The organism is Streptomyces sp. 3MP-14 (assembly GCF_006334905.2).
Taxonomy (GTDB): Bacteria; Actinomycetota; Actinomycetes; order Streptomycetales; family Streptomycetaceae; genus Streptomyces; species Streptomyces triticirhizae.
Genome location: NZ_VDLZ02000011.1, coordinates 100,512 through 123,709, shown reverse-complemented (window position 1 = coordinate 123,709; position 23,198 = coordinate 100,512). Strand labels below are relative to the sequence as shown.

General features: G+C 72.3%; 16 protein-coding genes and 1 tRNA gene. 6 read left to right on the top strand and 11 right to left on the bottom strand.

The window, feature by feature from the left end; all coding sequences use genetic code 11:
- Positions 1 to 67: 67 nt before the first annotated feature.
- Positions 68 to 2,329, bottom strand: a complete 2,262-nt coding sequence (locus FH609_RS19125; protein WP_319789608.1) for an RICIN domain-containing protein — start codon at positions 2,327 to 2,329, stop codon at positions 68 to 70.
- 710 nt (positions 2,330 to 3,039) lie between these two features.
- Between FH609_RS19125 and FH609_RS19120 the strand changes: the two genes are divergently transcribed.
- Positions 3,040 to 4,179 (top strand): cellulase family glycosylhydrolase, encoded by a 1,140-nt coding sequence (locus tag FH609_RS19120; RefSeq protein ID WP_139669650.1) that lies wholly within the window; start codon positions 3,040 to 3,042, stop codon positions 4,177 to 4,179.
- An 801-nt stretch (positions 4,180 to 4,980) separates the two neighbouring features.
- Here the strand turns inward: FH609_RS19120 and FH609_RS19115 are convergent.
- The 9 genes from FH609_RS19115 to FH609_RS19075 form a co-directional block, all read right to left on the bottom strand.
- Positions 4,981 to 5,054, bottom strand: a tRNA-Thr gene (locus tag FH609_RS19115).
- 34 nt (positions 5,055 to 5,088) lie between these two features.
- The gene (locus FH609_RS19110) at positions 5,089 to 5,298 is read right to left on the bottom strand and encodes a hypothetical protein (protein ID WP_139669648.1); all 210 of its coding nucleotides are present in this window, start codon (positions 5,296 to 5,298) and stop codon (positions 5,089 to 5,091) included.
- A 21-nt stretch (positions 5,299 to 5,319) separates the two neighbouring features.
- The gene (locus FH609_RS19105; protein WP_139669646.1) at positions 5,320 to 6,912 is read right to left on the bottom strand and encodes an alpha/beta hydrolase; all 1,593 of its coding nucleotides are present in this window, start codon (positions 6,910 to 6,912) and stop codon (positions 5,320 to 5,322) included.
- A 45-nt stretch (positions 6,913 to 6,957) separates the two neighbouring features.
- Complete coding sequence (locus FH609_RS19100) at positions 6,958 to 8,160, bottom strand: DNA polymerase III subunit delta' (RefSeq protein WP_139669894.1); 1,203 nt, start codon at positions 8,158 to 8,160, stop codon at positions 6,958 to 6,960.
- A 662-nt stretch (positions 8,161 to 8,822) separates the two neighbouring features.
- Positions 8,823 to 11,729 (bottom strand): dTMP kinase, encoded by a 2,907-nt coding sequence (gene tmk / locus FH609_RS19095; RefSeq protein WP_139669644.1) that lies wholly within the window; start codon positions 11,727 to 11,729, stop codon positions 8,823 to 8,825.
- A 200-nt stretch (positions 11,730 to 11,929) separates the two neighbouring features.
- Positions 11,930 to 14,797 carry a type I DNA topoisomerase gene (topA, locus tag FH609_RS19090; RefSeq protein ID WP_139669642.1) on the bottom strand — a complete coding sequence of 956 codons (2,868 nt, stop codon included), beginning with the start codon at positions 14,795 to 14,797 and terminating at the stop codon, positions 11,930 to 11,932.
- A 220-nt stretch (positions 14,798 to 15,017) separates the two neighbouring features.
- Positions 15,018 to 16,544, bottom strand: coding sequence for a methyltransferase (locus FH609_RS19085; RefSeq protein WP_139669640.1), 1,527 nt, complete (start codon positions 16,542 to 16,544; stop codon positions 15,018 to 15,020).
- A gap of 75 nt (positions 16,545 to 16,619) precedes the next feature.
- Positions 16,620 to 17,333 (bottom strand): small secreted protein, encoded by a 714-nt coding sequence (locus FH609_RS19080; RefSeq protein ID WP_226961807.1) that lies wholly within the window; start codon positions 17,331 to 17,333, stop codon positions 16,620 to 16,622.
- 167 nt (positions 17,334 to 17,500) lie between these two features.
- On the bottom strand, positions 17,501 to 18,097 hold the full coding sequence (locus FH609_RS19075) for an HAD-IA family hydrolase (protein ID WP_226961806.1): 597 nt from the start codon (positions 18,095 to 18,097) through the stop codon (positions 17,501 to 17,503).
- A 260-nt stretch (positions 18,098 to 18,357) separates the two neighbouring features.
- Here FH609_RS19075 and FH609_RS19070 point away from each other — a divergent pair, with 260 nt between their 5' ends.
- A complete protein-coding gene (locus FH609_RS19070) occupies positions 18,358 to 18,810 on the top strand; it encodes a hypothetical protein (protein WP_139669638.1) in 453 nt (150 codons plus the stop codon).
- A 99-nt stretch (positions 18,811 to 18,909) separates the two neighbouring features.
- Positions 18,910 to 19,140: a DUF4365 domain-containing protein gene (locus tag FH609_RS19065; protein WP_226961805.1), complete on the top strand. Its 231-nt coding sequence runs from the start codon at positions 18,910 to 18,912 to the stop codon at positions 19,138 to 19,140.
- A 281-nt stretch (positions 19,141 to 19,421) separates the two neighbouring features.
- Here FH609_RS19065 and FH609_RS19055 read toward each other — a convergent pair whose 3' ends face one another.
- Positions 19,422 to 20,303: a helix-turn-helix domain-containing protein gene (locus tag FH609_RS19055; RefSeq protein ID WP_139669635.1), complete on the bottom strand. Its 882-nt coding sequence runs from the start codon at positions 20,301 to 20,303 to the stop codon at positions 19,422 to 19,424.
- Between the two features lie 179 nt (positions 20,304 to 20,482).
- On the opposite strand from FH609_RS19055, the gene FH609_RS19050 reads away from it, so the two are divergent.
- The 3 genes from FH609_RS19050 to FH609_RS19040 all read left to right on the top strand — a co-directional run bounded on the left by FH609_RS19050 (position 20,483) and on the right by FH609_RS19040 (position 23,174).
- Positions 20,483 to 21,421: an alpha/beta hydrolase gene (locus FH609_RS19050; RefSeq protein ID WP_139669633.1), complete on the top strand. Its 939-nt coding sequence runs from the start codon at positions 20,483 to 20,485 to the stop codon at positions 21,419 to 21,421.
- Between the two features lie 47 nt (positions 21,422 to 21,468).
- Positions 21,469 to 22,383 (top strand): alpha/beta hydrolase, encoded by a 915-nt coding sequence (locus FH609_RS19045; RefSeq protein ID WP_139669631.1) that lies wholly within the window; start codon positions 21,469 to 21,471, stop codon positions 22,381 to 22,383.
- A 74-nt stretch (positions 22,384 to 22,457) separates the two neighbouring features.
- Positions 22,458 to 23,174 carry an SDR family NAD(P)-dependent oxidoreductase gene (locus FH609_RS19040; protein WP_139669629.1) on the top strand — a complete coding sequence of 239 codons (717 nt, stop codon included), beginning with the start codon at positions 22,458 to 22,460 and terminating at the stop codon, positions 23,172 to 23,174.
- Positions 23,175 to 23,198 lie beyond the last annotated feature (24 nt).

The following is a 23,198-nucleotide window of genomic DNA, read 5'->3' as shown; positions in this document are numbered from 1 at the left end:
CACCGCGCGCCCCGCGCGGGCAGGCCGGCACCCGACGAGGCGCCGGCCCGCCCGCCCGGTGGCCGGATCAGCGCACGTAGATATCGGGCTGCGGCGGCCGGCTCATGCCCTGCCCGAGGAAGTAACTCGGGTGCGGCGGCTGGTTGTAGGCGGTGTTCTGCCACGCCAGGGCGACCCGGTACTGGGCGTCGTGGGCCAGCGTGTGCAGCTTGACGTCGGTCGGCGTCCCGGTGGCATAGATGCGCAGCGCCGAGTTGTCGGTGTGCCGCCAGATGACCTCCTCGCGCCAGTCGCCGAGGATGTCGCCGGAGAGCGCCGGCGTGGCCTTGGTCCCGTTGCTGGAGGACACCCCGCTGCCGGTCAGCAGCCGCGTCTCGCCGCCGGTGCCGTACTTGTCCACCCGGGTGCCGTCGAGCAGTTCGCGGACCGGGTCGCCGTCCCACCAGGCGAGGAAGTTCGCCGAGGAGGGGTTGCGCCCGACGTTGGCGCCCGAGGCGTCCCGCAGGTTGCCCATGTTCGGGCCCGCGCCCCAGAACTCGGCGCCCGGGCTGCCGGCGTGGATGTCGGCGGCCACGCCCCGGCCCGGCCCCTCGTCGCCGCTGGTCGGGGTGCGGTGCAGCACCTGCCCGGTGCGGGCGTCGTGGAGGTCGGAGCCGGGCTGGTTGCCGGGCTCGTGGATGGTGAACACCTCAAGTCCGGGCCGGTTCGGCACGAAGTCGCCGACGTGCAGCGCGTCCCCGTGGCCGAAGCCGGTCGCGTACATGAGGCGGCCGTTGTCGTCGATGGTCGCGGAGCCGTAGACGATCTCCTGCCGGCCGTCGGCGTCGACGTCGGCGACCGACAGCTGGTGGTTGCCCTGGCCGGCCGCCGAGCCGTTGCCCGAGGCGTTGGAGTCGAACGTCCAGCGCTTGACGAGCTGCCCGTTCCGGAAGTCCCAGGCCGCGACGACGGCGCGGGTGTAGTACCCACGGGCCATGATCAACGAGGGCCGCTCGCCGTCGAGATAGGCGGTGCCGGCCAGGAACCGGTCCACGCGGTTGCCGTAGCTGTCGCCCCAGTCGGCGACGTTGCCGCGCGGCGGGTCGTAGGGAACGGTGGAGAGCGCGGCGCCGGTCAGCCCGTCGAACATGGTGAGGTACTCGGGCCCGCTCAGGATGTAGCCGCCGGAGTTCCGGTGGTCGGCGTTGGCGTTGCCGATGACGGTGCCCCGGCCGTCCCGGGTGGCGTCGGCCGTCTTCATGGCGACCTCGGCGCGGCCGTCGCCGTCGTAGTCGTACACCTGGAACTGGGTGTAGTGCGCGCCGGCGCGGATGTTGCGGCCGAGGTCGATCCGCCACAGCCGCTGGCCGTCGAGGCGGTAGGCGTCGACGTAGACGTTGCTGGTGTAGCCGGACTGCGAGTTGTCCTTGGAGTCGCTCGGGTCCCACTTGACGACCAGCTCGTACTGGCCGTCGCCGTCGAGGTCGCCGGGGCTGGCGTCGACCGGGGCGTAGCCCGCGCCAGGGGGCTGGAGGGGAACGTCGAGGTAGTTGCCGCCGGTGAACCGCAACGAGCCCTCGGAGGCCGGCTGTTCGACGCCGTCCACCACGGCGCGGACGGTGTACGAGGCGTCGGCGGGGGCGCCCTGGTCCAGGTAGTTGGTGGAGTCGGTGATCGGCGAACCGTTCACCCTGGTGCCGCCCCGGTAGAGGTTGAACGCGGTGTCATAGCCCTCGGTGCCCAGCAGCCGCCAGGACACCAGGTTCCCCGAGCCGGAACGGACCGAGATCAGGCCCCGGTTGAGGTCCTCCATCTGCTGGGCCTCGCCGGGCGGTTCGGGGGTGTCGTCGTCCACCCGCACCAGGCGCCACTGCTGGTTGGCGCCGCCGGTGACGGCGTACTGGGAGACCCGGGCGCCGTCGGCGGTGGCGGACTCCCACACGTCGAGGGCCTTACCGCTGTTGCGGTTGACCAGTTGCACGAAGCCACCGTCGGTGTCGACGACGGAGAACTGCTGGTTGGGGCCGTTGTTGTCGGTCCACTGGTGTACGGTCGCGCCGTCGGCCGTCGATCCCTGCGCGACGTCGACGACCTTGCCGCTGTGCCGGGCCCGCAGCCGGTAGTGGCCGTCGCCCGCGCTCACGAACTGGAACTGCTGGTGCGCGCCGGTCCCCGGCGTCCACTGCACGACGGCCGTGCCGTCGTCGGTGGCGGCGCCCTCGATGTCGAGGGCCTTGCCGCTGTGCCGGTTGACCAGCTGGTAGTACGCCGAGGTGTCGATCTCGGCGGCCACCGCCGCCGGCGCCGGGAGCGCGACGAGCGTCACCCCGGCCAGCACCACGGCCAACACCGAGGCGAGCAGGCCCCGTTGGTCGCTCCATCTTCGGGATCTGCGGGAACTCCGGGATCTGCGGGCTCTTCGGACGGACATGACGGCTCCTCACCGGGGGCGCACCGCCCCCGCACCGGTCTTCGTGAATCGATTCACTCCCCGAGGTCGCAGGCGCGGACTCCGGGGGAACGCGTGGAGCGGGGCGGGAGCCTCGATGGGAGCGCTCCCAGACCGCGATTGCAACGTAGCAACGCGCCATGCACCGGTCAACGCCCCGCGCACCGCCCGTTCTTGGCGACTCACCGCCAGCGACCGGCGGGGCCACCCTCGCCCCCTCGTCCCGGCCGCGTCGCGCGCCGGAACGACCAGGTGGAACGGTTCGCACCGCCGCCTCGACTCCCGCGCCCAAGCGTCCGTCAACACTGGTCGAGACTGGGAAAGCCGTTCCAGGAGCTTGCCGAGGCAGAGGTGGAACGGTATATCTGTTGCCCGAAGTCGGCGCGCCGCGCCGCCCGTTCGGCCCGACCCTGGCACGCACCAGGGTGGGCCCGTCGAGACGTCGAACCGACGTCCCCACCGCGCTCACGTCCCCGCCCCGGCCCCGCCATGGCCGGGCGAGGCGACGCGGCGCCCTCCTCCCCCGGCGGTCCCTCCCCGGCCGCCGCCTCCCGACAGCACAGCGCCACTCCGGACGACACACGGGACAGTCACCTCACTGGGAGTTGGTCATGAGGCTCAGATCACCGCGCACGCTCCGCCGCAGAACGACCCTGGCCGCAGCCGGAGTTCTCGGCATGTTGCTGGCCGTCCTCGGCATGGCGACGCCCGCCCACGCCGCCACCGGCATCCATGTCAGCAACGGCCGCATCCTGGAGGCCAACGGGAACGACCTGGTGATGCGCGGCGTCAACCACGCACACACCTGGTACGCCGGCCAACTCGGCGCCCTGGGCGACATCAAGCGCACCGGCGCCAACACCGTCCGCGTCGTGCTCAGCAGCGGAGACCGCTGGACCAGGAACGACGCCTCCGACGTCGCCAACGTCATCGGCCAGTGCAAGGCGAACCGGCTGATCTGCGTGCTGGAGGTGCACGACACCACCGGCTACGGCGACGACGGGGCCGCCATCACGCTCGACCGGGCCGTGGACTACTGGATCAGCGTCAAGGGCGCGCTGGACGGCCAGGAGAACTACGTCATCCTCAACATCGGCAACGAGCCGTTCGGCAACAACAACGCCGACCAGTGGACCTGGTCCACCAGCAACGCCATCCAGCGGCTGCGGAACGCCGGCTTCGACCACGCGATCATGGCGGACGCGCCCGGCTGGGGCCAGGACGGCGGCCAGGTCATGCGGAACAACGCCGCCCAGGTCTTCAACGCCGACCCCGACCGGAACACGATCTTCTCGGTCCACATGTACGGCGTCTACGACACGGCCGGCGAGATCCAGAGCTATCTCGGCAGCTTCGTCAACGCCGGACTGCCCATCGTCGTCGGCGAGTTCGGCCACTACCACAGCGACGGGGACCCCGACGAGGACACGATCCTGGCCACCGCGCAGTCCTGGGGCCTGGGCTGGCTCGCCTGGTCCTGGAGCGGCAACGGCGGCGGCGTCGAGTACCTCGACCTGGTCAACGGCTTCAACGCCGACTCCCCCACCTGGTGGGGCGAGCGCGTCATCCGGGGCACCAACGGCATCGCGGCCACCTCGCGCGAGGCGACCGTCTACAGCCAGGGCGCCGGCACGGCGCCCAACGGCTACCCGTACTGCCTCCATGGCGGCAACACCGACCCGGACGGCGACGGTTGGGGCTGGGAGAACAACCAGTCCTGCGTCGTGCGCGGCGGCCCGACCGACTGGTGAACCGGCCCTGACGGAACGGCGACGGGGAGCCCCGCCCTGCCCCGCCTGCCCGGGCGGGGCGGGGCGGGGCTCCGCGCTCAGAGCAGGTCGTTGGCGGTGCGGAGCACGGGTGGGGCGAGCAGGGCCTCGGGGTCGACATCGAGTCCGGAAGCCACGCTGCCAGCGGCCGCCGTCACGGTTCAACGGGGCGTAGTTCCTTGGCTCGGCGCAGGTGTTGGCACCGGCAAAGACGCATGGCGCCCGCCTCAACCATGAATGCCTCCCGGGCTCCGCTGACCACACCCCTCAAAAATGACCATCGCACAGCCCTGAGGGTGGCCGCCAGCTCAGCGCTGTGGAAGGTGGCGTATCCGATTGCAGGTGTAGGTAGCCGCGCCCGCGAGGTTCTGATCGATGCCGAGCCCAGAATGGTCAGCTTCGGTGCTCTCGTCGGTTGCCAGCAGTGAGCGCAGTGCGCGATGTCGTGCGAGCCGCGTCCGCGATCACCGCAGCCGCCTTCGCGCCAGTCTTTGCCTCCCCCGGATACGAGTTGGCGATCCGTTGCCAGCAGGTTCCTCAAGGCGGGCGATCTTGTAGCCAGGGTCCCGGGCGACCATCGGCGGAGGAGAACAATCGTGCCGAGCCCCGGCGCCAGAGACCCATCGCAGGCCCGCGGAGAACGCTACGGGGGGATGGAGGCGAAGAGGGGGCCATGGCCTCTCCACTCACACGCGCCCTCCGGTGTCTGTCAGCCACCGCCCCAGCAGGCCCGTACCCACACAAAAGGCCAGGTCACGGGCTACGTGACCTGGACTTTTTCGGAGCCGCCTGGGGGAGTCGAACCCCCGACCTACGCATTACGAGTGCGTCGCTCTGGCCGACTGAGCTAAGGCGGCGGGTGCGCCCGTTGGGCGCTTGGCGGAGGCCAGTCTACACAGGTTTGGAGGGTGCTCCGGCGGGCCTCCTGCGGCGGAGGAGGTCGTCGGTGGCCGCGCGCAGGGTGGTGAGGTGTTTGGACCAGCGGCCGCAGCTCAGGCAGCTGGTGAGGTGGTGGTCGAGCGCCTGCTCGGTCACGGTCGCGGGCAGGGGCGTTCCCGTGGCGCGGGCCGATATCGCGGCGCGGTAGTGGTTACAGGACATGGCCATGATCATCCCAGGTGGTCAGCAGGTGGTGCCCTCCTCGGGCACGGTGTTCGCCAACAGGTAGTCGTTGACGGCCGAGTCGACGCAGGCGCTGACGCCGCCGTAGGCCGTGTGGCCGTCGCCGTCGTAGGTGAGCAGCACGCCGGAGGAGAGCTGGTCGGCCAGGCCCTCCGACCACGCGTACGGGGTGGCCGGGTCGCGGGTGGTGCCGACGACCAGGATCGGGTCCGCGCCCTCGGCGGCGATGCTGACCGGCCCGCCGGACGGCTCGACCTGCCACGCGGCGCAGACCAGCGTGGCCCAGGCGAAGTCGGCGCCGAACGTCGGCGACGCCTCCTCGTAGGACGGGAGTTGCTCGCGCACCGCGTCCGCGTCCGCGTTGCCCGCCGGGCTGTCCAGGCAGCTGATCGCCGGGAAGGCGAACATGTCGGTGGCGTAACTCCCGCCCGGCGTCCGCCCGTTGTAGGTGTCCGCGAGGGTCAGCAACGGACCCCCGTCGCCGTCCTCGATCGCGGCGGCCAGCGCCCGGCGCAGGGTGGGCCACAGGTCCTCGGAGTAGAGCGCGTAGGCCACGCCCGTGGTGGCCAACGACTCCGTCAGCCGGCGCTCCTCGCCGGACGGCAGCGGCTCGGCGTCGACCGCGGCGAAGAAGTCGAGCAGCCGCGCCGAAGCGTCGTCGGCGCTCTCCCGCCCCAGCGGGCAGTCGCTTCCCGAGACGCAGTCCTCGGCGAAGGAACGGAACGCCGTCTCGAAGCCGCCCGCCTGCTCACGGTCCGTGCTGAGGGTGTCCAGCCTCGGGTCCATCGCCGCGTCCAGCACCAGGTGCCCGACGCGCTGCGGGAAGAGCCCGGCGTAGACGGCGCCCAGCTTGGTCCCGTAGGAGAACCCGACGTAGTGCAGCCGCTCGTCCCCCAGCACCTGCCGCAGCACGTCCATGTCGCGGGCGGACTCGACGGTGGAGATGTGTTCCAGCAGCTCACCCGAGCGCTCCAGGCAGCCCTGGGCGAACTCCTGGTGCGCGGCGACCAGTTCGTCGACCTCGCCGGAGTCGTCCGGGGTGCGGTCGGTCAGCGTGTAGTCGTCCATCTCCGGCCCCTCCAGGCAGGAGACGGGCTCGCTCTGGCCGGTGCCCCGTGCGTCGAGGCCGACCACGTCGTAGCGGGCGCGGACCTCGTCCGGGTAGATGTACTCGGCGGAACTCTGGGCGAAGTCGACGGCGGAGGCGCCGGGCCCGCCCGGGTTCATCAGGAGCGACCCGATCCGCTGCCCCTGGTCGGTGGCGCGGGAACGGGTGACGGTGAGCTGGAGGTCCTTGGCCGGGTCCGGGTTCTCGTAGTCGAGCGGCACGGTGAGGGACGCGCACTGGAACTCGGCGGCCTGGCAGCCGCGCCAGTTCAACTGCTGTTCGTAGTAGGGCAGTAGCTCGTCCGGGATCTCCTCGGACAGCGGTTCCAGGGGTGGCGCGTCCGGCGGCTCGGTGGTCGATGACCCGTCGGAGGCACCGGCGTCGGGCGCGCGGTCCTCCGGGCGGTCGTTCCCGGACGAACAGCCGGCGGCGAACAGGGTGGTGGCGGTGAGCAGGGAAACGGCGAGGCGGCCGGTGGTGCGCATGGGTCCCCCGTGGTTGCTGGCACGGACTCCGGGTGAGCGTACCTGTCAGCGCAGGGCCATCGTCATCGCCTCCACGGCCAGCAGGGGGGCGACGTTCCGATCGAGGGCGCGGCGGCACTCCAGCACCGCCTCCATCCGCAGCAACGTCTGCTCCGGCCGGGTGGCGGCGGCGACGCGCCGGACGGACTCCTCGCTCTCCCCGCCGGCCAGCCCGCCGGCATGGCCCAGCTGATGCGCCAGCACGTCCCGGTAGAACGCGGTGAGGTCCGTCAACGCCAGGTCCAGCGCGTCCCGTTGGGTGCGGGTGGCGCGGCGCTTCTGGCGGTCCTCCAGCTCCTTCATCACGCCGGCGGTGCCACGGGGCATCCGCTTGCCCTCGCCCCCGCCCAGGGCCGTCCGCAGCTCCTCCGTCTCCCTGCCGTCCAGCTCCTCGGCGAGCTGCTTGGCGTCCTCGGCCGCCGCGTCCACCAGCTCCTGGGCGGCGCGCAGCGCCCCGCCCACGTCCGCGGCCCGCTCGGGCAGCCGCAGCACCGCCAGCCGACGGGCCCTGGCCCGCTCGTCGGTGGCGAGCCTGCGGGCCCGGCCGATGTGGCCCTGGGTGGCCCGGGCGGCCGCCTCGGCGACCTCGGGCTCGATGCCGTCGCGCCGGACCAGCAGATCCGCCACGGCGGCCACCGGCGGGGTGCGCAACGGGAGTTGGCGACAGCGGGAGCGAATGGTCGGCAGCACGTCCTCGATGGACGGCGCGCACAGCAGCCAGACCGTGCGCGGGGCCGGCTCCTCGACGGCCTTCAGCAGCACGTTCCCCGCGCCCTCGGTCAGCCGGTCGGCGTCCTCCAAGACGATCACCTGCCAGCGCCCGCCGGCCGGCGAGAGCTGGGCGCGGCGGACCAGCTCCCTGGTCTCCTTGACGCCGATGGTGAGCAGGTCGGTGCGGACGACCTCGACGTCGGCGTGCGTGCCGATCAACGAGGTGTGGCAGCCGTCGCAGAACCCGCAGCCGGGCTGGCCGCCCAGCGCGCGGTCCGGGCTGACGCACTGGAGCGCGGCGGCGAAGGCGCGGGCGGCCGTGGAACGGCCGGAGCCGGGCGGGCCGGTGAAGAGCCAGGCGTGCGTCATCGACGAACCGGACAGCTCGGGCTCGTCGCCGCGCTCGACGGCGGTGACATAGGCGTCCGCGTCCCGGGCGGCGGCGGCCAACTGGTCCGCCACCCGCTCCTGACCCACCAGGTCGTCCCACACGGGCATCGCGGTCACCTCCAACGTTCTTCGGGCTGGCGCCCCGCCCCCGCCACGCCCGGCTTCGGGCGAACGCGCCGTCGACCATTGTGCGCCACCCCACTGACAGCGGCTGGCGCCCGGCCCCGGGCCCCGGGGAAGAGGCGGGACGGGGGCGGCTTCGGCGGGGGCGGCCGGGCCCAGGGGCCGGGCCGGAAGCCCGTGGGCCGCCGACCGTACCGTCCCGGTCCGTTCCGGCGACGCGGCTGGCCGCGACGAACGGGACCCGCCGTGCGGCCCGCGCGGCGACAGCCGAACGACAACGTCCCGCCGGGCAGGGGCCGCCACGGCCACGGCCATGGCCGACGCCGGCCAGAGGCACGTACCCGGCGACCCGGCCGGAGGCGGAACGGTTCCCGCCGCCGCGCACCGGCGGCACAGCCTCGGCCGACACCAGCCAGAGGCGCGTACCCGGCACCCCCGCCGGAGGCGGAACGGCCCACGCCGCCGCGCAGCAGCGGACACGGCCACGGCCGACGCCGGCCAGAGGCGCGTACCCGGCGACCCGGCCGCCGGAGGCGTGGCGCTGCCACGTCGGCGGGAACGAATCGCCGTCCGGCGAGACAGGGGCCCGCCACGACAGGGGCCCGGCCCCCAGGGCCGGGCCTCCGGGAGGCCGCCCCGGCCAGGGGCTAGCGACGGTCCTCGTCGTCCGGCTCGTCGTCGGTCGGCCGGGGGCCGAGCAACTCGTCGGCCAGCGTGGGCACATCGTCCAGCGGAGTCTCCTCCGCCCACTCGGGCCGCCGGTCCCTGCGGGACGCCGGCTCGTCCTCGACCCGGGGCAGCGGGCGCGTCTGGTCGACGGCCTCCGCCGCGTCGGGCCGGGGCAGCACGGCCGTCTCCTCGTTGTCGCCCGGGGTGCCCTGTTCGCCCGGGTAGGCGTGCGGGATCTGCACCGTGGTCTGGTTGTCCGCCGCCGCTGCCCGCGCCTCCTCGGCGCGCAGCAGCGCCTCCTCGGCCCGGCGCTGCTTCTCGCGGCGCAGCTCCTCGGCCTGGGCGCGGAGCCTGGCCTCCTCCTCGGCCTCCCGCCGGCGGCGTTCCTCCTCCTCGCGGCGGAGTCGTTCCTCCGCCTCCCGGCGGCGGCGCTCCTCCTCGGCGGCCCTGGCGGCCTCCTCCGCGCGGAGCCTGGCCTCCTCGGCGCGGCGGGCCTCCTCGACGCGGAGACGCTCCTCCTCCTCGCGGCGCAGCCGCTCGGCCTCCTCGGCCCGCTGCCTGGCCAGCTCCTCCTGGCGGGCGCGCTCCAGCCGGGCGGCCTCCTCCTGGCGCTCCCGCTCCAGGCGGGCCTCCTCCTCCTTGCGCTTGCGCTCCTCCTCGGCGAGCCGGCGGGCCTCCTCCTCGGCCTTGCGCCGGGCCTCCTCGCGGGCCCGGATCTCGGCCTCGGAGAGCGGCAGCATCTGGTCGAGCCGGTGCCGGGCGGCCATGGTCACCGACTCCGGGTCCTGGCCGGCGTCGATCACCAGGTAGCGCGCCGGGTCGGCGGCGGCCAGCGCCAGAAAGCCGGCGCGGACCCGCTGGTGGAACTCGCTCGGCTCGGACTCCAGCCGGTCCGGCGCCTCGGTGAAGCGTTCCCTGGCGGTCTCGGGCGAGACGTCCAGCAGCACGGTGAGGTGCGGGACCAGGCCCTCGGTGGCCCAACGGGAGATCCGGGAGATCTCCACGGCCGAGAGGTCCCGGCCGGCGCCCTGGTAGGCGACGGAGGAGTCGACATAGCGGTCGGTGATGACCACCGCGCCGCGCTCCAGCGCCGGGTTGATCACGGAGTGGACGTGCTCGGCGCGGTCGGCCGCGTAGAGCAGCGCCTCCGCCTGGTGGGAGAGGCCGCCCGAGGCGACGTCGAGCAGGATGCCGCGCAGCCGCTGCCCGATCGGCGTGGCGCCCGGCTCCCTGGTGACGACGACCTCGTGGCCCTTGCTCCTGATCCACTCGGCGAGCGCCTCGACCTGGGTGGACTTGCCGGCACCGTCCCCGCCCTCGACGGCGATGAAGAAACCCTGCGCAGCGGGGGCGCTGACCGGCTCGGCGCCGCCGCGCACGGCCGCGCCGATGTCCTTGCGCAGCGGGACGCCCCTGCGGTCGTCGGTGCGGCCGAGCACGACGGCCGCGACGGGCAGCAGCAGCACGCCGACGATGGTCAGCGTGTAGGCGGCGCCGCCGTGGTCCAGCACGAAGTCGCCGCGCACCACCCGGTGCGGGCCGATCAGGGCGGCGGCCAGCGGGCCGGCGAGCAGGGCCAGCGCGACGGCGAGCCGCACCACGGCGTGCAGGTGCTGGGTGAGCTGGGGCCGGCGGAAGTCCTCGGTCTCCTGGTCGAGCAGGGTGTGCCCGGTCTGGGCGGCGACGCCGGCGAGCAGGCCGGTGGCGGCGGCGGTGAAGAGGACGGTGGCCGGGTCGGCGATCAGGCCGACGCCGAACAGGCCGAGCCCGGTCAGGGCGATCGCGAGGGCGAACAGCCGCCGCCGGGAGAGCGCCGGCAGGGTGCTCGGCGCCAGCCGGACACCGGCGACCACGCCGCCGGTGAGGCCGAGCGTCAACAGCCCGTAGGAGACGGGCCCGCCGCCCAGTTCGGCGATGCGGAGCACGCCCAGCGCGCCGGCCGCAGCGATGCCGGCGGCGACGGTGGCGCAACCGAGGACCAGCACCGGGATGGCGCCGGTGCGGCCCTTGTCCGGCTTGGTGCCGGCGGCCGGGCGGCGCAGCCCGACCAGCGGCGAGACGGGCCGGCGCCCCTCGCCGCTCGGCAGCCGCAGGAAGTAGAGGACGGAGATGGCGGCGGCGAAGTACCCGGCGGCGACATAGGACGCGAGCGCCGCCTGGTGGGTGTCGAACCAGTCGAGCCCGGTGGCCAGGAGGTTGCTCACCAGCGAGGCGGCGACCAGGGTGAGGGCCGCGACCGGCAGCGCCACATAGCCGCCGCGCAGCCAGAGGCGGCGCAGCGCGTCGTGGTGGTCGGGCAGCGGCCGGATGGCGGCGCCCTCGGGCGGCGGCGGGGGCAGCAGCACGGGGGCAACGCTGTCCCGGCAGGCGACCCAGATCCGCTCGGCGACGCTGGTCACGAAGATCGTCGCCAGCACGTAGACATAGGCGTCGTCGGGCACCCAGTCGATCCAGAGCGGGGCGACGATCAGCAGCGCGGCGCGCAGCGCGTCGGCGCCGATCATCGTCCAGCGGCGGTCCAGCGGACCGTCGGGTGCGAGCAGTCCGGCCACCGGGCCGAGCAGCAGCACGCCGGCGAGGCCGGTGCCCAGCAGCCGCACCGCGAAGGCGGCGGTGACGGCCAGCGCCAGCCCCCGGTACTCGCCGCCGAAGAGCGGCTCGCCCGACTCCGGTACGTGCAGGGCGGCCTGGACGGTGAGCAGCACCAGCGCCAGCAGGGCCAGGGCGTCGCCTATGCCGCTGGTGAAGTGCGCCTCCCACAGCCGGCGGAGGGCTGGGACCTGCAACAGTGCCCCTCGGGCACGGTCGCGGGAGTCCGCGGCGAGCGCCTCGTCGGTGGCGCCCGTGGTGGGGTCATCAACCCGGGGTTGCTCTGCTCGCGTCATTCGGCCAGCGTAACCTTACGGAATCTGAGGGGACCGCCCGCCCGCACACCTGCCCGGCCAACGGTCTTGGGGAGAACAGAGGTTACTCCGCCCCACTGACAAAAGCCCGGGCGGAGGGCCACCGGCCGCCGGCCCGAGGGCCCCGCCGGCCGGCGCACCGCTCCGGCCCGGCCATCCGCCGGCCCGCGCCACGCGCCGGCTCACCCTTCGGCGGAGTCCTCCGCGCCTCCCGCCCGCGCCGCCGTCTTCTTCGTCGCGGCGCTCTTCTTCGTCGCGGTCTTGGTGGCGGTCGACTTGCTCGCCGTCTTCTTCGCGGCGGTCTTCGCGGTCGTCTTCTTCGCCGCCGTCTTCGTCGTGCTCTTCTTGGTCGTCGACTTCTTGGCGGTGGCCTTCTTGGCGGTCTTCTTCGCCGGCCCCTTCGCCCGCCGCTCCGCGAGCAGTTCGAAGCCGCGCTCCGGCGTGATTGTCTCCACGTCGTCGTCCCGGCGCAGCGTCGCGTTGGTCTCGCCATCCGTGACATAGGGCCCGAAACGCCCGTCCTTGACCACCACCGGGCGCCCGTTGGTCGGGTCCTCGCCCAGCTCCTTCAGCGGCGGCTTGGCGGCGGCCCGGCCGCGCTGCTTGGGCTGCGCGTAGATGGCGAGGGCCTGCTCCAGGGTGATGGTGAAGATCTGCTCCTCGGTCTCCAACGACCGGGAGTCGGTGCCCTTCTTGAGGTACGGCCCGTACCGCCCGTTCTGCGCGGTGATCTCCTGCTTCGACTCCGGGTCCACGCCGACCACCCGGGGCAGCGAGAGCAGCCGGAGCGCGTCGGCCAAGGTGACGCTGTCCAGCGCCATCGACTTCAGCAGCGACGCGGTGCGCGGCTTCACGGCGTTCTTGCCCGACTTGGGCGTGCCCTCGGGCAACACCTCGGTGACATAGGGCCCGTAGCGGCCGTCCCTGGCGACGATCTGCCGGCCGGTGTCCGGGTCGACGCCCAGCTCGAAGTCGCCGCTCGGCTTGGCCAGCAGCTCCTTGGCGAGGTCGACGGACAGCTCGTCGGGCGGCAGGTCGTCCGGCACGTCGGCCCGCTTGCCCGGCTCGCCCTCCTGGCCTGGCTCGGGCGGCGCCTCGACATAGGGCCCGTAGCGGCCGACCCGCAGCACGATGCCGTCGCCGACCGGGAACGAGGAGATCTCCCGGGCGTCGATCGCGCCCAGGTCGGTGACCAACTCCTTGAGCCCGCCCAGGTGGTCGCCGTCCCCGTTGCCCGCCTCGGCGGCGGTGCCCTGGCCCTCGCCCTCGCCGAAGTAGAAGCGGCGCAGCCACGGCACGGCCTCGGCGTCGCCGGTGGCGATCCGGTCGAGGTCGTCCTCCATCTTGGCGGTGAAGTCGTAGTCGACGAGCCGCCCGAAGTGCTGCTCCAGCAGGTTGACCACGGCGAACGAGAGGAACGACGGCACCAGCGCCGTTCCCTTCTTGAAGACGTAGCGCCGGTCCAGGATGGTGCCGATGATGCTGGCGTAGGTGGACGGGCGGCCGATCTCCCGTTCCTCCAGCTCCTTGACCAGCGTCGCCTCGGTGTAGCGGGCCGGCGGCTTGGTGGCGTGGCCGTCGGGGGTGATGGCGTGGACGGCCAGCGGGTCGCCCTCGGCGACGGCCGGCAACCGGCGTTCCCGGTCGTCCAGTTCGGCGTTGGGGTCGTCGGCGCCCTCGACGTACGCCTTGAGGAAGCCGTGGAAGGTGATCACCTTGCCGGTCGCGCTGAACTCGCAGTCCCGCCCGTCCGCGCTGGTCCCGGCGACCCGGACGGCGACCGACTGGCCGACGGCGTCCTTCATCTGGGAGGCGACGGTGCGCTTCCAGATCAGCTCGTAGAGCCGGTACTGATCGCCCGTCAGCCCGGTCTCGGCCGGGGTGCGGAAGCGGTCGCCCGAGGGGCGGATCGCCTCGTGCGCCTCCTGGGCGTTCTTCACCTTGCTGGCGTAGACGCGGGGCCGGTCCGGCAGGTAGTCGGCGCCGTAGAGCTGGGTGACCTGGGACCTGGCCGCCGCGACCGCCGTGTCCGACAGGGTCGTCGAGTCGGTCCTCATATAGGTGATGAAGCCGTTCTCGTAGAGCCGCTGCGCCACCTGCATCGTGGCCTTGGCGCCCATGCCGAGCTTGCGGGACGCCTCCTGCTGGAGCGTGGTGGTGCGGAACGGGGCGTACGGGGAGCGGCGGTACGGCTTGGACTCGACGGAGCGTACCGCGAACGTCGTGTCCGCCAGGGCGGCGGCGAGCGCGCGGGCGTTCTCCTCGCTGAGCTGGGTGACCTGCGTGGGGTTGCGGAGTTCGCCGTCGGGGCCGAAGTCCCGGCCCTGCGCGATGCGGCGGCCGTCGACGGCGGACAGCCGGGCGTCGAAGGTGCCGGCCTCGCCGCGCGCCGCGAAGGTGCCGGTGAGGTCCCAGTACTCGGCGGAGCGGAACGCGATCCGCTCCCGTTCCCGCTCCACGACGAGGCGGGTCGCCACGGACTGCACCCGGCCGGCGGACAGCCGGGGCATGACCTTCTTCCACAGGACGGGGGAGACCTCGTAGCCGTAGAGCCGGTCCAGGATGCGACGCGTCTCCTGGGCGTCGACCAGCAGCTGGTTCAGCTCGCGCGGGTTGTTGACCGCCGCCCTGATGGCGTCCCTGGTGATCTCGTGGAAGACCATCCGGCGCACCGGGACCTTGGGCTTGAGCACCTCCCGCAGGTGCCAGGCGATCGCCTCGCCCTCGCGGTCCTCGTCCGTGGCCAGGTACAGCTCGTCGGACTCGGCGAGCAGCTGCTTGAGCTTGCGGACCTGGTCGCGCTTGTCGCTGTTGACGACGTACAGCGGCTGGAAGTTCTCCTCGACGTTGACACCGAGCCGAGCCCAGGGCTCGCCCTTGTACTCGGCCGGCACCTCGGCGGCGCCGCTGGGGAGGTCACGGATGTGCCCCACGCTGGCCTCGACCACATATCCGGGGCCGAGGTAGCCCTTGATCGTTTTGGCCTTGGCGGGCGACTCGACAATGACGAGTCGGCGTCCGCCATCGGCGGTGTCGCTGGTCGGGGACAACTTCTCGCTCTTCTCTCCAGCCCGGGGGGAAAGTTCTGACGGTGCGGAGTGTGACGGTACATCCCTGCTGCGTGTCAAATGGGAAAACCCCGCAACGCATCTCGAACGGTAACCCGAGAGCCGCCCATCCCGCCGCCCGATGACACCCCCGCCGGCCGCCGCCGGGGGTGGAACCGGGGTGGAAACCGGGTGGAAACGGCGGGGGCTGCCGGGTCGGCGGTCAGCCGACGGGAAGCAGAAAGCCCTGCTCAACGAGGGGGCGCAGCCACTGGGGCGCGGTCGCCCGCAAGCTTGCCGGGTCCTCGTCAACCAACTGGGCGATCGCGTCCAACAGCGCGCCGGCAGCGAGGCTTCCGTCACAGCTGCCGGCGAAACCGGCGCTGACCGTGTCCATCGCGGTCGCCCTGAGCATCCCGTGGCGCTGACGCAGCACCACGTGCTCCGGGTCCTCGGCACCCGGCTGGCCCAGTTGCTCCTGCACCACGCCGTCGGCGAGGGTGTAGCGGGCGGCGAGCAGGGCCTCGTCGTGGTGGGCGCCGAGAAAGTCCTGGCGCGCGAAGTGTCCGGGAACGATCGCGCCAAGCGGCTGTTCGACCGAGTGGGGCCAGTCCTCGATCAGTACGGCCGGCTCGGCGACGTCCGAGCGGCGCAGGGTGATCCAGCCGAAGCCGACGGAACGCACCTTGCGCGCCGCGAACTCGTCGAGCCAGGCGTGGTAGGCGAGCTGGTAGTCGGCCGGGTCGCCGCGGTGCGCGCCGGCGTCGCGCAGCCACAGCTCGGCGTACTCGTTGACGTCCTGCTCCTCGCGCCGCACGATCCACGCGTCGCAGCCGGGCGGCACCCAGGACGCCAGCCGGTCGCGCCAGTCCTCGTCGGCCAACTGTTCCCAGTTGGCGAGCAGTTGGCAGTAGCCGCCGGGGGCGAGCCGCTCGGCGGCCGAGCCCACCAGGGTGCGGCAGAGCGCGTCGCCCGGCAGGCCGCCGTCGCGGTAGGTCAGGCCGGCGCCGGGGGCGGCCGGGGAGATCACGAACGGCGGGTTGGAGACGATCAGGTCGAACGGCTCGTCGTTCTCCACGGGGGTGAAGAGCGAGCCCTGGCGCAGGTCGATGTCGGGCGCGCCGGAGAGCGCGAGGGTGAGCGCGGCGACGCGCAGGGCGCGGGGGTTGAGGTCGGTGGCGGTGACCTGCCGGGCGTGGCGGGTCAGATGGAGCGCCTGCACGCCCGAGCCGGTGCCGAGGTCGAGGGCCCGGCCGACCGGCTCGCGGAGGGTGAGCTGCGCCAGCGTGGTGGAGGCGCCCCCGGCGCCCAGCACCACGTCGCGCCCCTGCCCGTGCGCCCCGGCGCCCCCGGCGACCGCGCGCCCCGGGTCCGAGACGATCCACCAGTTCTCGCCGGCGTCGCCGGCGTAGGGGCGGATGTCGACGGTGGCGCGCAGGAGTTCGGCGTCACCGGTCTCGCCTGGCACCAACCAGCCGTCGGCCAGGGCCTGGTGGGCGGGCAGCGCGGCGGCCACCCGGGCCGCCGGCAGGGCCTGGCCGAGGAGGAAGAGCCGGGTCAACGTGGCCAGCGGCCCGGCGTCCTCGCCGGTGGCGCGGAGCGCGGGCACGGTCTCGCCCCGCGCGAGCGCCGCGTACGCCGGGGCGCCCACCAGGTCGAGCACGCCGTCGGGGGTGTAGGACGCGGCCAGCAGGGCCTCGCGCAGGCGCGCGGTGCCGGGCCCGGGGGCGGGAAGACCATGGATACTCACGCGACCATTGTGGCCACGGCGGCGATCACGTCGGTCACGCGGTCCGGCGCGGTACCCGCTCGGGTCCGGCGGCGGTCACTCCCCGGACTCGGCCTCGCCCTCCCCGGCCTCCTCCGCGTTGTCCCCGCTCCCCTCGTCGGCGGCGGCGCCCTCCTCGCCACCCTCCTCGGCGCCCTCGTCTTCCGCGCCCTCGTCGGCGGCGCCCTCCCCCTGGTCGCCCTCCGTCTCGCTGGGCGCCGACGGGCTCTGGCAGCCCTCCTGACGGCCCATCGCCTCGCCCAGTTCGCCGGACTGGATCTCGTTCAGCGCCTCGTCGCCCCGCTCGCCCAACTCCCTGAGCTGTCCCGCAATTTCCTGGAGGCCCTCGGCGAAGGCGCCCTGGTCGGAGGTGTCCAGGCCGTCCATCGTCTCCCTGAGCTGCCCGTACGCCTCGGAGATGCCGCGCAGCTCGGTGACCGCGTCCTCGCGCAGCTGGGCGCCGTCGTCCACCGGCGGGTCGCCGGCCGAGTCCACGGCGTCGGCGAACGAGCCGTAGGCGTCCGAGATGTCCTGGAACGCCTGCGCGTCGGCCTCCTGCACCTCCTCGGCGGAGAGGTCGCCTTCGCTGGCCTCGGCGATGGCCGTGTTGGCCCGCTGGATCGCCTCGGCCTGCGGCCGCACCTGGTCGCAGACGCTCTGGGCCCACTCGTCGGCCTGCCCGCTGTCGTCACCGCCGCAGGCCGTCAGCGTGAACGCCATCGCCGCGCACCCCGTCACCACGGACAGTGCCACCGGGAGCTTCTTCTTCACGTTCCTCGTCCCTTCGTGCCGCTCGGGCGGGAACTTACACGGCGAACATCCCTCTTCCGAGTGACGGTCGGCAGCGATGTCCCGATGTGCAGCCATTTGCATCAGTGGGTCATTGGTGCGTCGTCGGTGCGTTATCAGTGAGGCGTGGGTGGGGTTCCGACGTCGTGTCAGGGGCCGAGCAGCGCGCCCAACGCCCGGCGCAGCGCGGCGTTGTCACGGTGGTGCAGGCCCGTCATGCCCAGGCGCCGAGCGGCCGTCACATGGCCGGCGGTGTCGTCGACGAACAGGCAACGACCAGCGGGAACGCCCGCCCGGCCGGCCGCGATGCGGAAGATCTCCGGCTCCGGCTTGGCCACGCCCTCCCGCGCGGAGTTGACCACCGCGTCCACCGCCCCGGTCAGGCCCAGGGCGGCGAGGTCGGCGTCGAGCCGGGTGGTGGCGTTGGTCACAAGCACCACGGGGACCCGGCGCCTGACCGACGTCAACAGCGCGAGCACCTCGGCGTCGACCGTTCCCGGCGTCTCGGTCCAGGCGGCCACCAGGGCGCGCGCCCGCGTTCGCGCCCCGCACGCCGGCGCGAGATCCGCCGCGACCGCCTCCCGCCACTCCTCGTCCGTCACCGCGCCGGTCACCGCGGGCAGCAGCCGCTCCGGTCGGAACGCGGCCCGGCTGAACGAGCCGGGCGCCAGCCCGTACTCCCGCTCCAGCCCGGACATCAGCCCGGGGTCCCAGTGCCGCAGTACCCCGTCCAGATCGCACAGCACGGCCTCGGGAACGGGACCGGGAGCGGGAGCGGCCTCGGGACCGGCGCCGCCGAGTTCAACAGGTTCAACGGGTTCAACGGGGCGCGCTGTCACGGTGGTTGGTCCCTCACACGTCGGGCCGGGCCGGGGCCCGCCCGGCCGCCTGGTCGGTGTCCAGCCTACGAACCGGCGCGCGAACGCCGGAAGATCGTCTGGAATGGGACGGTCGAGGAAAAGCCGCCCGGGCCCTCCCGGGCCGCCCAACAACTCACGGACCCTCCATGGTCGAGATGCGTTCCCTGGTCGGCGACGCCGACCGTGGCTTCGTCCCCGTCGAGGAGTTCGCCGGCCCCTGTCCCAAGCGGGGAGACCTGGAGAGTGCCGTCGTCCTGGAAGCGAACGGGGTCACGCTGCTCGACACCGACATGTGGGACTCCGTCGATCTGTTGTGGGCACTGATCGTGCGCGGTGCTCACGAGTTCCGGGACAACGGCCAGGCCAGGATCCGCTTCCCGGACCAACCGATCTTTGTGACCCTCCGACGCAGCGGAGCGGACGGCGTCCGGCTGGACGTGGAGTGGCCCGCCGGCCACCGGTCTTCCTGGGCCACGCGTGAAGAACTCCTCGCGGCGGTGAGACAGGGAGCCGTGACATTCTTCGAACTGCTGTTGGAACTGTCGCCGCCGAGCGACTGGAAGTACCGAGAGCAGTTGCGGAGCGCTCAGACGCTGTGAGAGGCGCGGCCGTGGCTGGTTGTGGCCGCCCTCAGGCACGCGCTATTCCCTCGTCTGGCGACCCCGCCTATTCTCACGATCACGCGACTGGGGGGTGGCATGGCTGCTGAGGCGACGAGTTGGCAAAAGGAACAGGTCAGTCGTGCTTTCGTGCACGCCCTGGCCACGCAGGGCGGTTACACGATCTGTGACTGGAACGTGGACAAGGACGGAGTGGACGTCACGCTCCGCTCGCGTGGACTCATGGTCGATATCCAACTCAAGTGCACTCAGAGCCCGCGCACACTCCGCAGTGGCTACAGCTACGACTTACTGATGGTTTCAGAATGAGGTGAGCTGCGGATCTTGTGCTCGACGATCTTGGTCGCCAGGGTGTCCGAGGTGCGTGCTGATCTTGTTCCTGTCGGCCTGTCGGCAGCGGGAGGCCCGCTCCCGAGCGGCGCCGCTGGTATCTGAGGCGGTTGCTTGTTCCTGACCGAACAGCACTGGCCGGTGTCGCCCGAGCTCTTCCGCGCCGAAGAACGGTACACGGTCTCGGGCACGCCCGAGATCGTGCTGCGTAAGACCGGCGGCATCGAGACGACCCGCGTCGGCGGGCAGCTCAGCCTGATTCACGGGTGCGCCGCCGCGGTCGTCGCTGCCCAGGTGGCCAGCAGTTGCAGGCGCTCGGCGGTGGACGAGGCGGGCTCGGCGATGTACGCGGACAGGGTGATGGAGGGAGAGGATTCGAGGGTCAGTTCCTCGAAGCCCAGGACGAGCTCTCCGACCTGGTGGTGGTGGAGAATCTTCCTGCCCGCGCGGTGGACGCCGACATCATGAGCGGCCCAGCGGGATCTGAACTCGGTGCTTCTTGTGGACAGCTCGCCGACGAGCTGTATCAGCTGCTTGTCGTGTGGTGTCGCGCCGGCCTGGGCCCGGAGGATGCGCACGCACGCGGCTGCCGCATCGTCGAGGTCGTCGTAGAACTTGGCCGCGGCAGGGTCGAGGAAGACGACGGAGGCCAGGTTCGGCGGGAAGGCTGATGAGCGCCGAGTCGGGCTGGTGAAGGCCATGTCGAACAGGGCCCGGCCGAGAGCGTTCGACGCGAGGACGTCGAGCCTCCTGCTCAGGGCGATGACGGGGGTGGCGCTCATCGCGTCGATGAGCAGCTGTACCTGCTGCGGCACGCCCGTCGCGGCCTTCGGCTGTCTCCTCGCCCGCGAGGGGCGGCGCGCGGTGCGGGCGAGGTCGTAGAGGTAGGCGCTCTCGTCCTCGGTCAGCTGCAGGGCGCGGGCCAGGGCGTCGAGGACCTCGTCGGAGACCCCTGTCAGGTCGCCTTTCTCGATCCGGGTGTAGTAGTCGACCGAGACGCCGGAGAGCATCGCGACTTCCTCCCGGCGCAGGCCGGGGACGCGACGTGCTCCGCTGCCCTTCGGGATGCCGGCCACGTCGGGGGTGATCTTCGCGCGGCGGGTGGCCAGGAAGTCCCGTACGCGCTCGTCCTTCGGTGCCATGACCTCACGCTATGGGCGATCGGGGCCAGGGGCCAGGTTCCGCCAGACCCCCCTCTGAGGGGGGGTTCTATCGCAACCTTCCACCCTCGATCGAGGACGCCCACTGTTGATGTCGTAAGAGCCCGACGGGCGCCGGCCCGCGGCCCGGACGACGATGAGTAGGACAGCCAGGAGGAATCATGACTGAACGGACCGAGCGTGTGAGCTTCCGTTCCCCGGGGATGGACTGGGACCTGGCGGGAATCCTCCACTTCCCCGCGGATTTCGACGAGAACGGCTCCTATCCGGCGATCGTGAGCGTTCACCCGATCGGCAGCTGCAAGGAACAGACCGCCGGCAACGTGTACGCGAAGGCGCTGGCGGAAGCCGGCTACGTGGTGCTGGTCTTCGACGCCAGTTACCAGGGCGAGAGCGGCGGGCAGCCGCGTCTGGTCGAGGACCCCACGCAGCGCGTGGAGGACGTCCGGGTCGCGGTCGACCACCTCATGACGCTGCCGTACGTCGATGCGGACCGCATCGGCGGGATCGGGGTCTGCGGCGGTGGCGGCTACGTCATCAACGCGACCATGACCGACCGCCGGATCAAGGCCGTCACCAGCATCACCGGCGTGAACTTCGGGCGCCTCAGCCGCGAGTCATTCGGTGGCTACGACCCGATCGGCGCTCTGGAGCAGATGGCGGCGCAGCGCACCGCCGAGGCACGCGGCGCGGATCCGCGGGTCGACAACCTTCTGCCTGCCTCGGTCGAGGCCGGACGGGAGGCGGGGCTGACGGACATCGACGTGCTGGAGGCCACGGACTACTACAAGACCGGCCGGGGACAGAGCGCGGGTGGTGCCACAAGCGCGGTGTTGTCGCGTCGCGCGGCGGCGATCGGCTGGGACGCGTTCTTCGACGCGGAGCAGCTGCTCACCCGGCCGCTGCTGGTCGTGATCGGCGACAAGCCCGGCGGGTTCGGCGCGTACCGCGACGGCCAGGAGATCTACGGCCGCGCTGCCTCGAAGGACAAGCGGCTCCTCGTGGTGGAAGACACCTCGCACTACGACCTCTATGACCGGCCGGAGCCGACGCGCCGGGCCATCGAAGCAGCGACGGAGTTCTTCGGCACCCACCTGTGAGCCCGGCCCACCCAGAAACCCATTCGGACATCAATCCGAGGAAGATCATGAGCGAGAACATCAGCATCCAGACCCTCAACGGCTACGGCACCACCCTCGCCGCGGTGATCAACTTCCCGGAAGGCTTCGACGCGTCGAAGACCTACCCGGCGATCGTCGTCTCCCACCCGGGGGGCGGCGTGAAGGAGCAGGCAGCGGGCCTGTACGCGGGCAAGCTCGCCGAGCACGGCTTCGTGACCGTCGCCTACGACGCCTCGTTCCAGGGCGCGAGCACCGGGGAGCCGCGGCAGCTGGAGAACCCGCACATCCGTACCGAGGACGTCAGCGCCGTGGTCGACTACCTGACCACGCTCGGCTACGTGGACAGCAGCCGCATCGGCGCGATGGGCATCTGTGCCGGGGCCGGCTACACCGCGAACGCCGCGATCAACGATCCCCGCATCAAGGCCGTGGGCACCGTGAGCCTCGTCAACATCGGCCAGATGTTCCGCAACGGCTGGACGAACGACGTCGCCGACGCCGACGCCGCCCCGCTGCTCGCGATGGGCGCGGAGGCCCGCACCACCGATGTCCAGGGCAAGGACAACCCCTTCCCGCTCGCCCCGATGCGCGAGGAAGAAGCGCCGAACGAGGAGCTGCGCCAGGCGTGGGAGTACTACCACACGCCGCGTTGCGAGCACCCCAACGCACCGGGCTTCATGACCACGCGCAGCCTGAGCCAGATCATCACCTACGACGCCTTCCACAAGGCCGAGGCGTTCCTCAGGCAGCCGCTGCTCGTGATCGCGGGCAGTGAGGCGGGATCGAAGTGGATGAGCGATGACCTGTTCGCACGTGCCGCGAGCAAGGACAAGTCCTTCCACGTCGTCGAGGGATCGAACCACATGGAGCTCTACGACGGCGAGAAGGAGGTCGCCGAGGCCGTCAGCAAGCTCGGCCCGTTCTTCACCGACAAGCTCTGACAGCTCCCCACCCCGGAGAGCGGCGGGACACGTATGTATCGCCGCCTCCGGGCCCGAAGGAACAAGACAAGCACATGACGCGCACAGTATTGATCACCGGATCACGCTCCGGATTCGGCGCTGCCCTGGCCGCGCCGCTGGACGTGACAGACCCGGCCTCCATCGCCGAGGCCGTGGCCGTCGCCGAGCAGCGGTTCGGCTCTGTCGACGTCCTCGTCAACGCCGCGGGATTCGTCGTGCAGGGCACGGTCGAGGAGATCACCCTCGACGCGCTGCGCGACCAGCTTGAGACCAACGTGGTCGGAACGGCAGCCGTCATCCACGCGATTCTGCCGGGAATGCGGGCGCGCGGAAACGGCCACATCATCACCTTCTCCTCGGGCGCGGGACTCGTCGGGATCCCCCGGATGGACGCGTACGCCGCATCGAAGTTCGCCGTCGAAGGGCTCAGCGAGTCGCTGGCCCGCTCGGTGGCGCATCTCGGCATCGAGGTCACGATCATCGAGCCCGGAGTCTTCGAGACCGAACTCGGGTCCTCTGTCGTCACGCCCGCCTCGCCGATCGAAGCCTACGATCCCGCGGCCGCCCAACTGCCCGACCTGTACGACTGGACCCCCGGAGACCTCGGCGCGGCCGCGCGCGCGGTCGAGTCCATCGCCGGTAGGCCAGACGCGCCGCTGCGCCTCTACGTGGGCCACGGCCTGGACGAGGTGCGCCGTCACTACGGGGATCGTCTCAAGAGCTGGGAGCGCACCGCTCAGATCACGGCGACGACGACCAGCGCACCGTGAGTGAACCCGAGAAAGGCTGACGAG

Coding starts and splice junctions, on each gene's coding strand:
- tmk (WP_139669644.1), bottom strand. CDS start 11,729: ATGACGCGAGCAGAGCAACCCCGGGTTGATGACCCCACCACGGGCGCC.
- FH609_RS19040 (WP_139669629.1), top strand. CDS start 22,458: ATGACGCGCACAGTATTGATCACCGGATCACGCTCCGGATTCGGCGCT.
- FH609_RS19070 (WP_139669638.1), top strand. CDS start 18,358: ATGGTCGAGATGCGTTCCCTGGTCGGCGACGCCGACCGTGGCTTCGTC.
- FH609_RS19065 (WP_226961805.1), top strand. CDS start 18,910: ATGGCTGCTGAGGCGACGAGTTGGCAAAAGGAACAGGTCAGTCGTGCT.
- FH609_RS19105 (WP_139669646.1), bottom strand. CDS start 6,912: ATGCGCACCACCGGCCGCCTCGCCGTTTCCCTGCTCACCGCCACCACC.
- FH609_RS19050 (WP_139669633.1), top strand. CDS start 20,483: ATGACTGAACGGACCGAGCGTGTGAGCTTCCGTTCCCCGGGGATGGAC.
- FH609_RS19055 (WP_139669635.1), bottom strand. CDS start 20,303: ATGGCACCGAAGGACGAGCGCGTACGGGACTTCCTGGCCACCCGCCGC.
- FH609_RS19110 (WP_139669648.1), bottom strand. CDS start 5,298: ATGTCCTGTAACCACTACCGCGCCGCGATATCGGCCCGCGCCACGGGA.
- FH609_RS19045 (WP_139669631.1), top strand. CDS start 21,469: ATGAGCGAGAACATCAGCATCCAGACCCTCAACGGCTACGGCACCACC.
- FH609_RS19100 (WP_139669894.1), bottom strand. CDS start 8,160: ATGCCCGTGTGGGACGACCTGGTGGGTCAGGAGCGGGTGGCGGACCAG.
- FH609_RS19120 (WP_139669650.1), top strand. CDS start 3,040: ATGAGGCTCAGATCACCGCGCACGCTCCGCCGCAGAACGACCCTGGCC.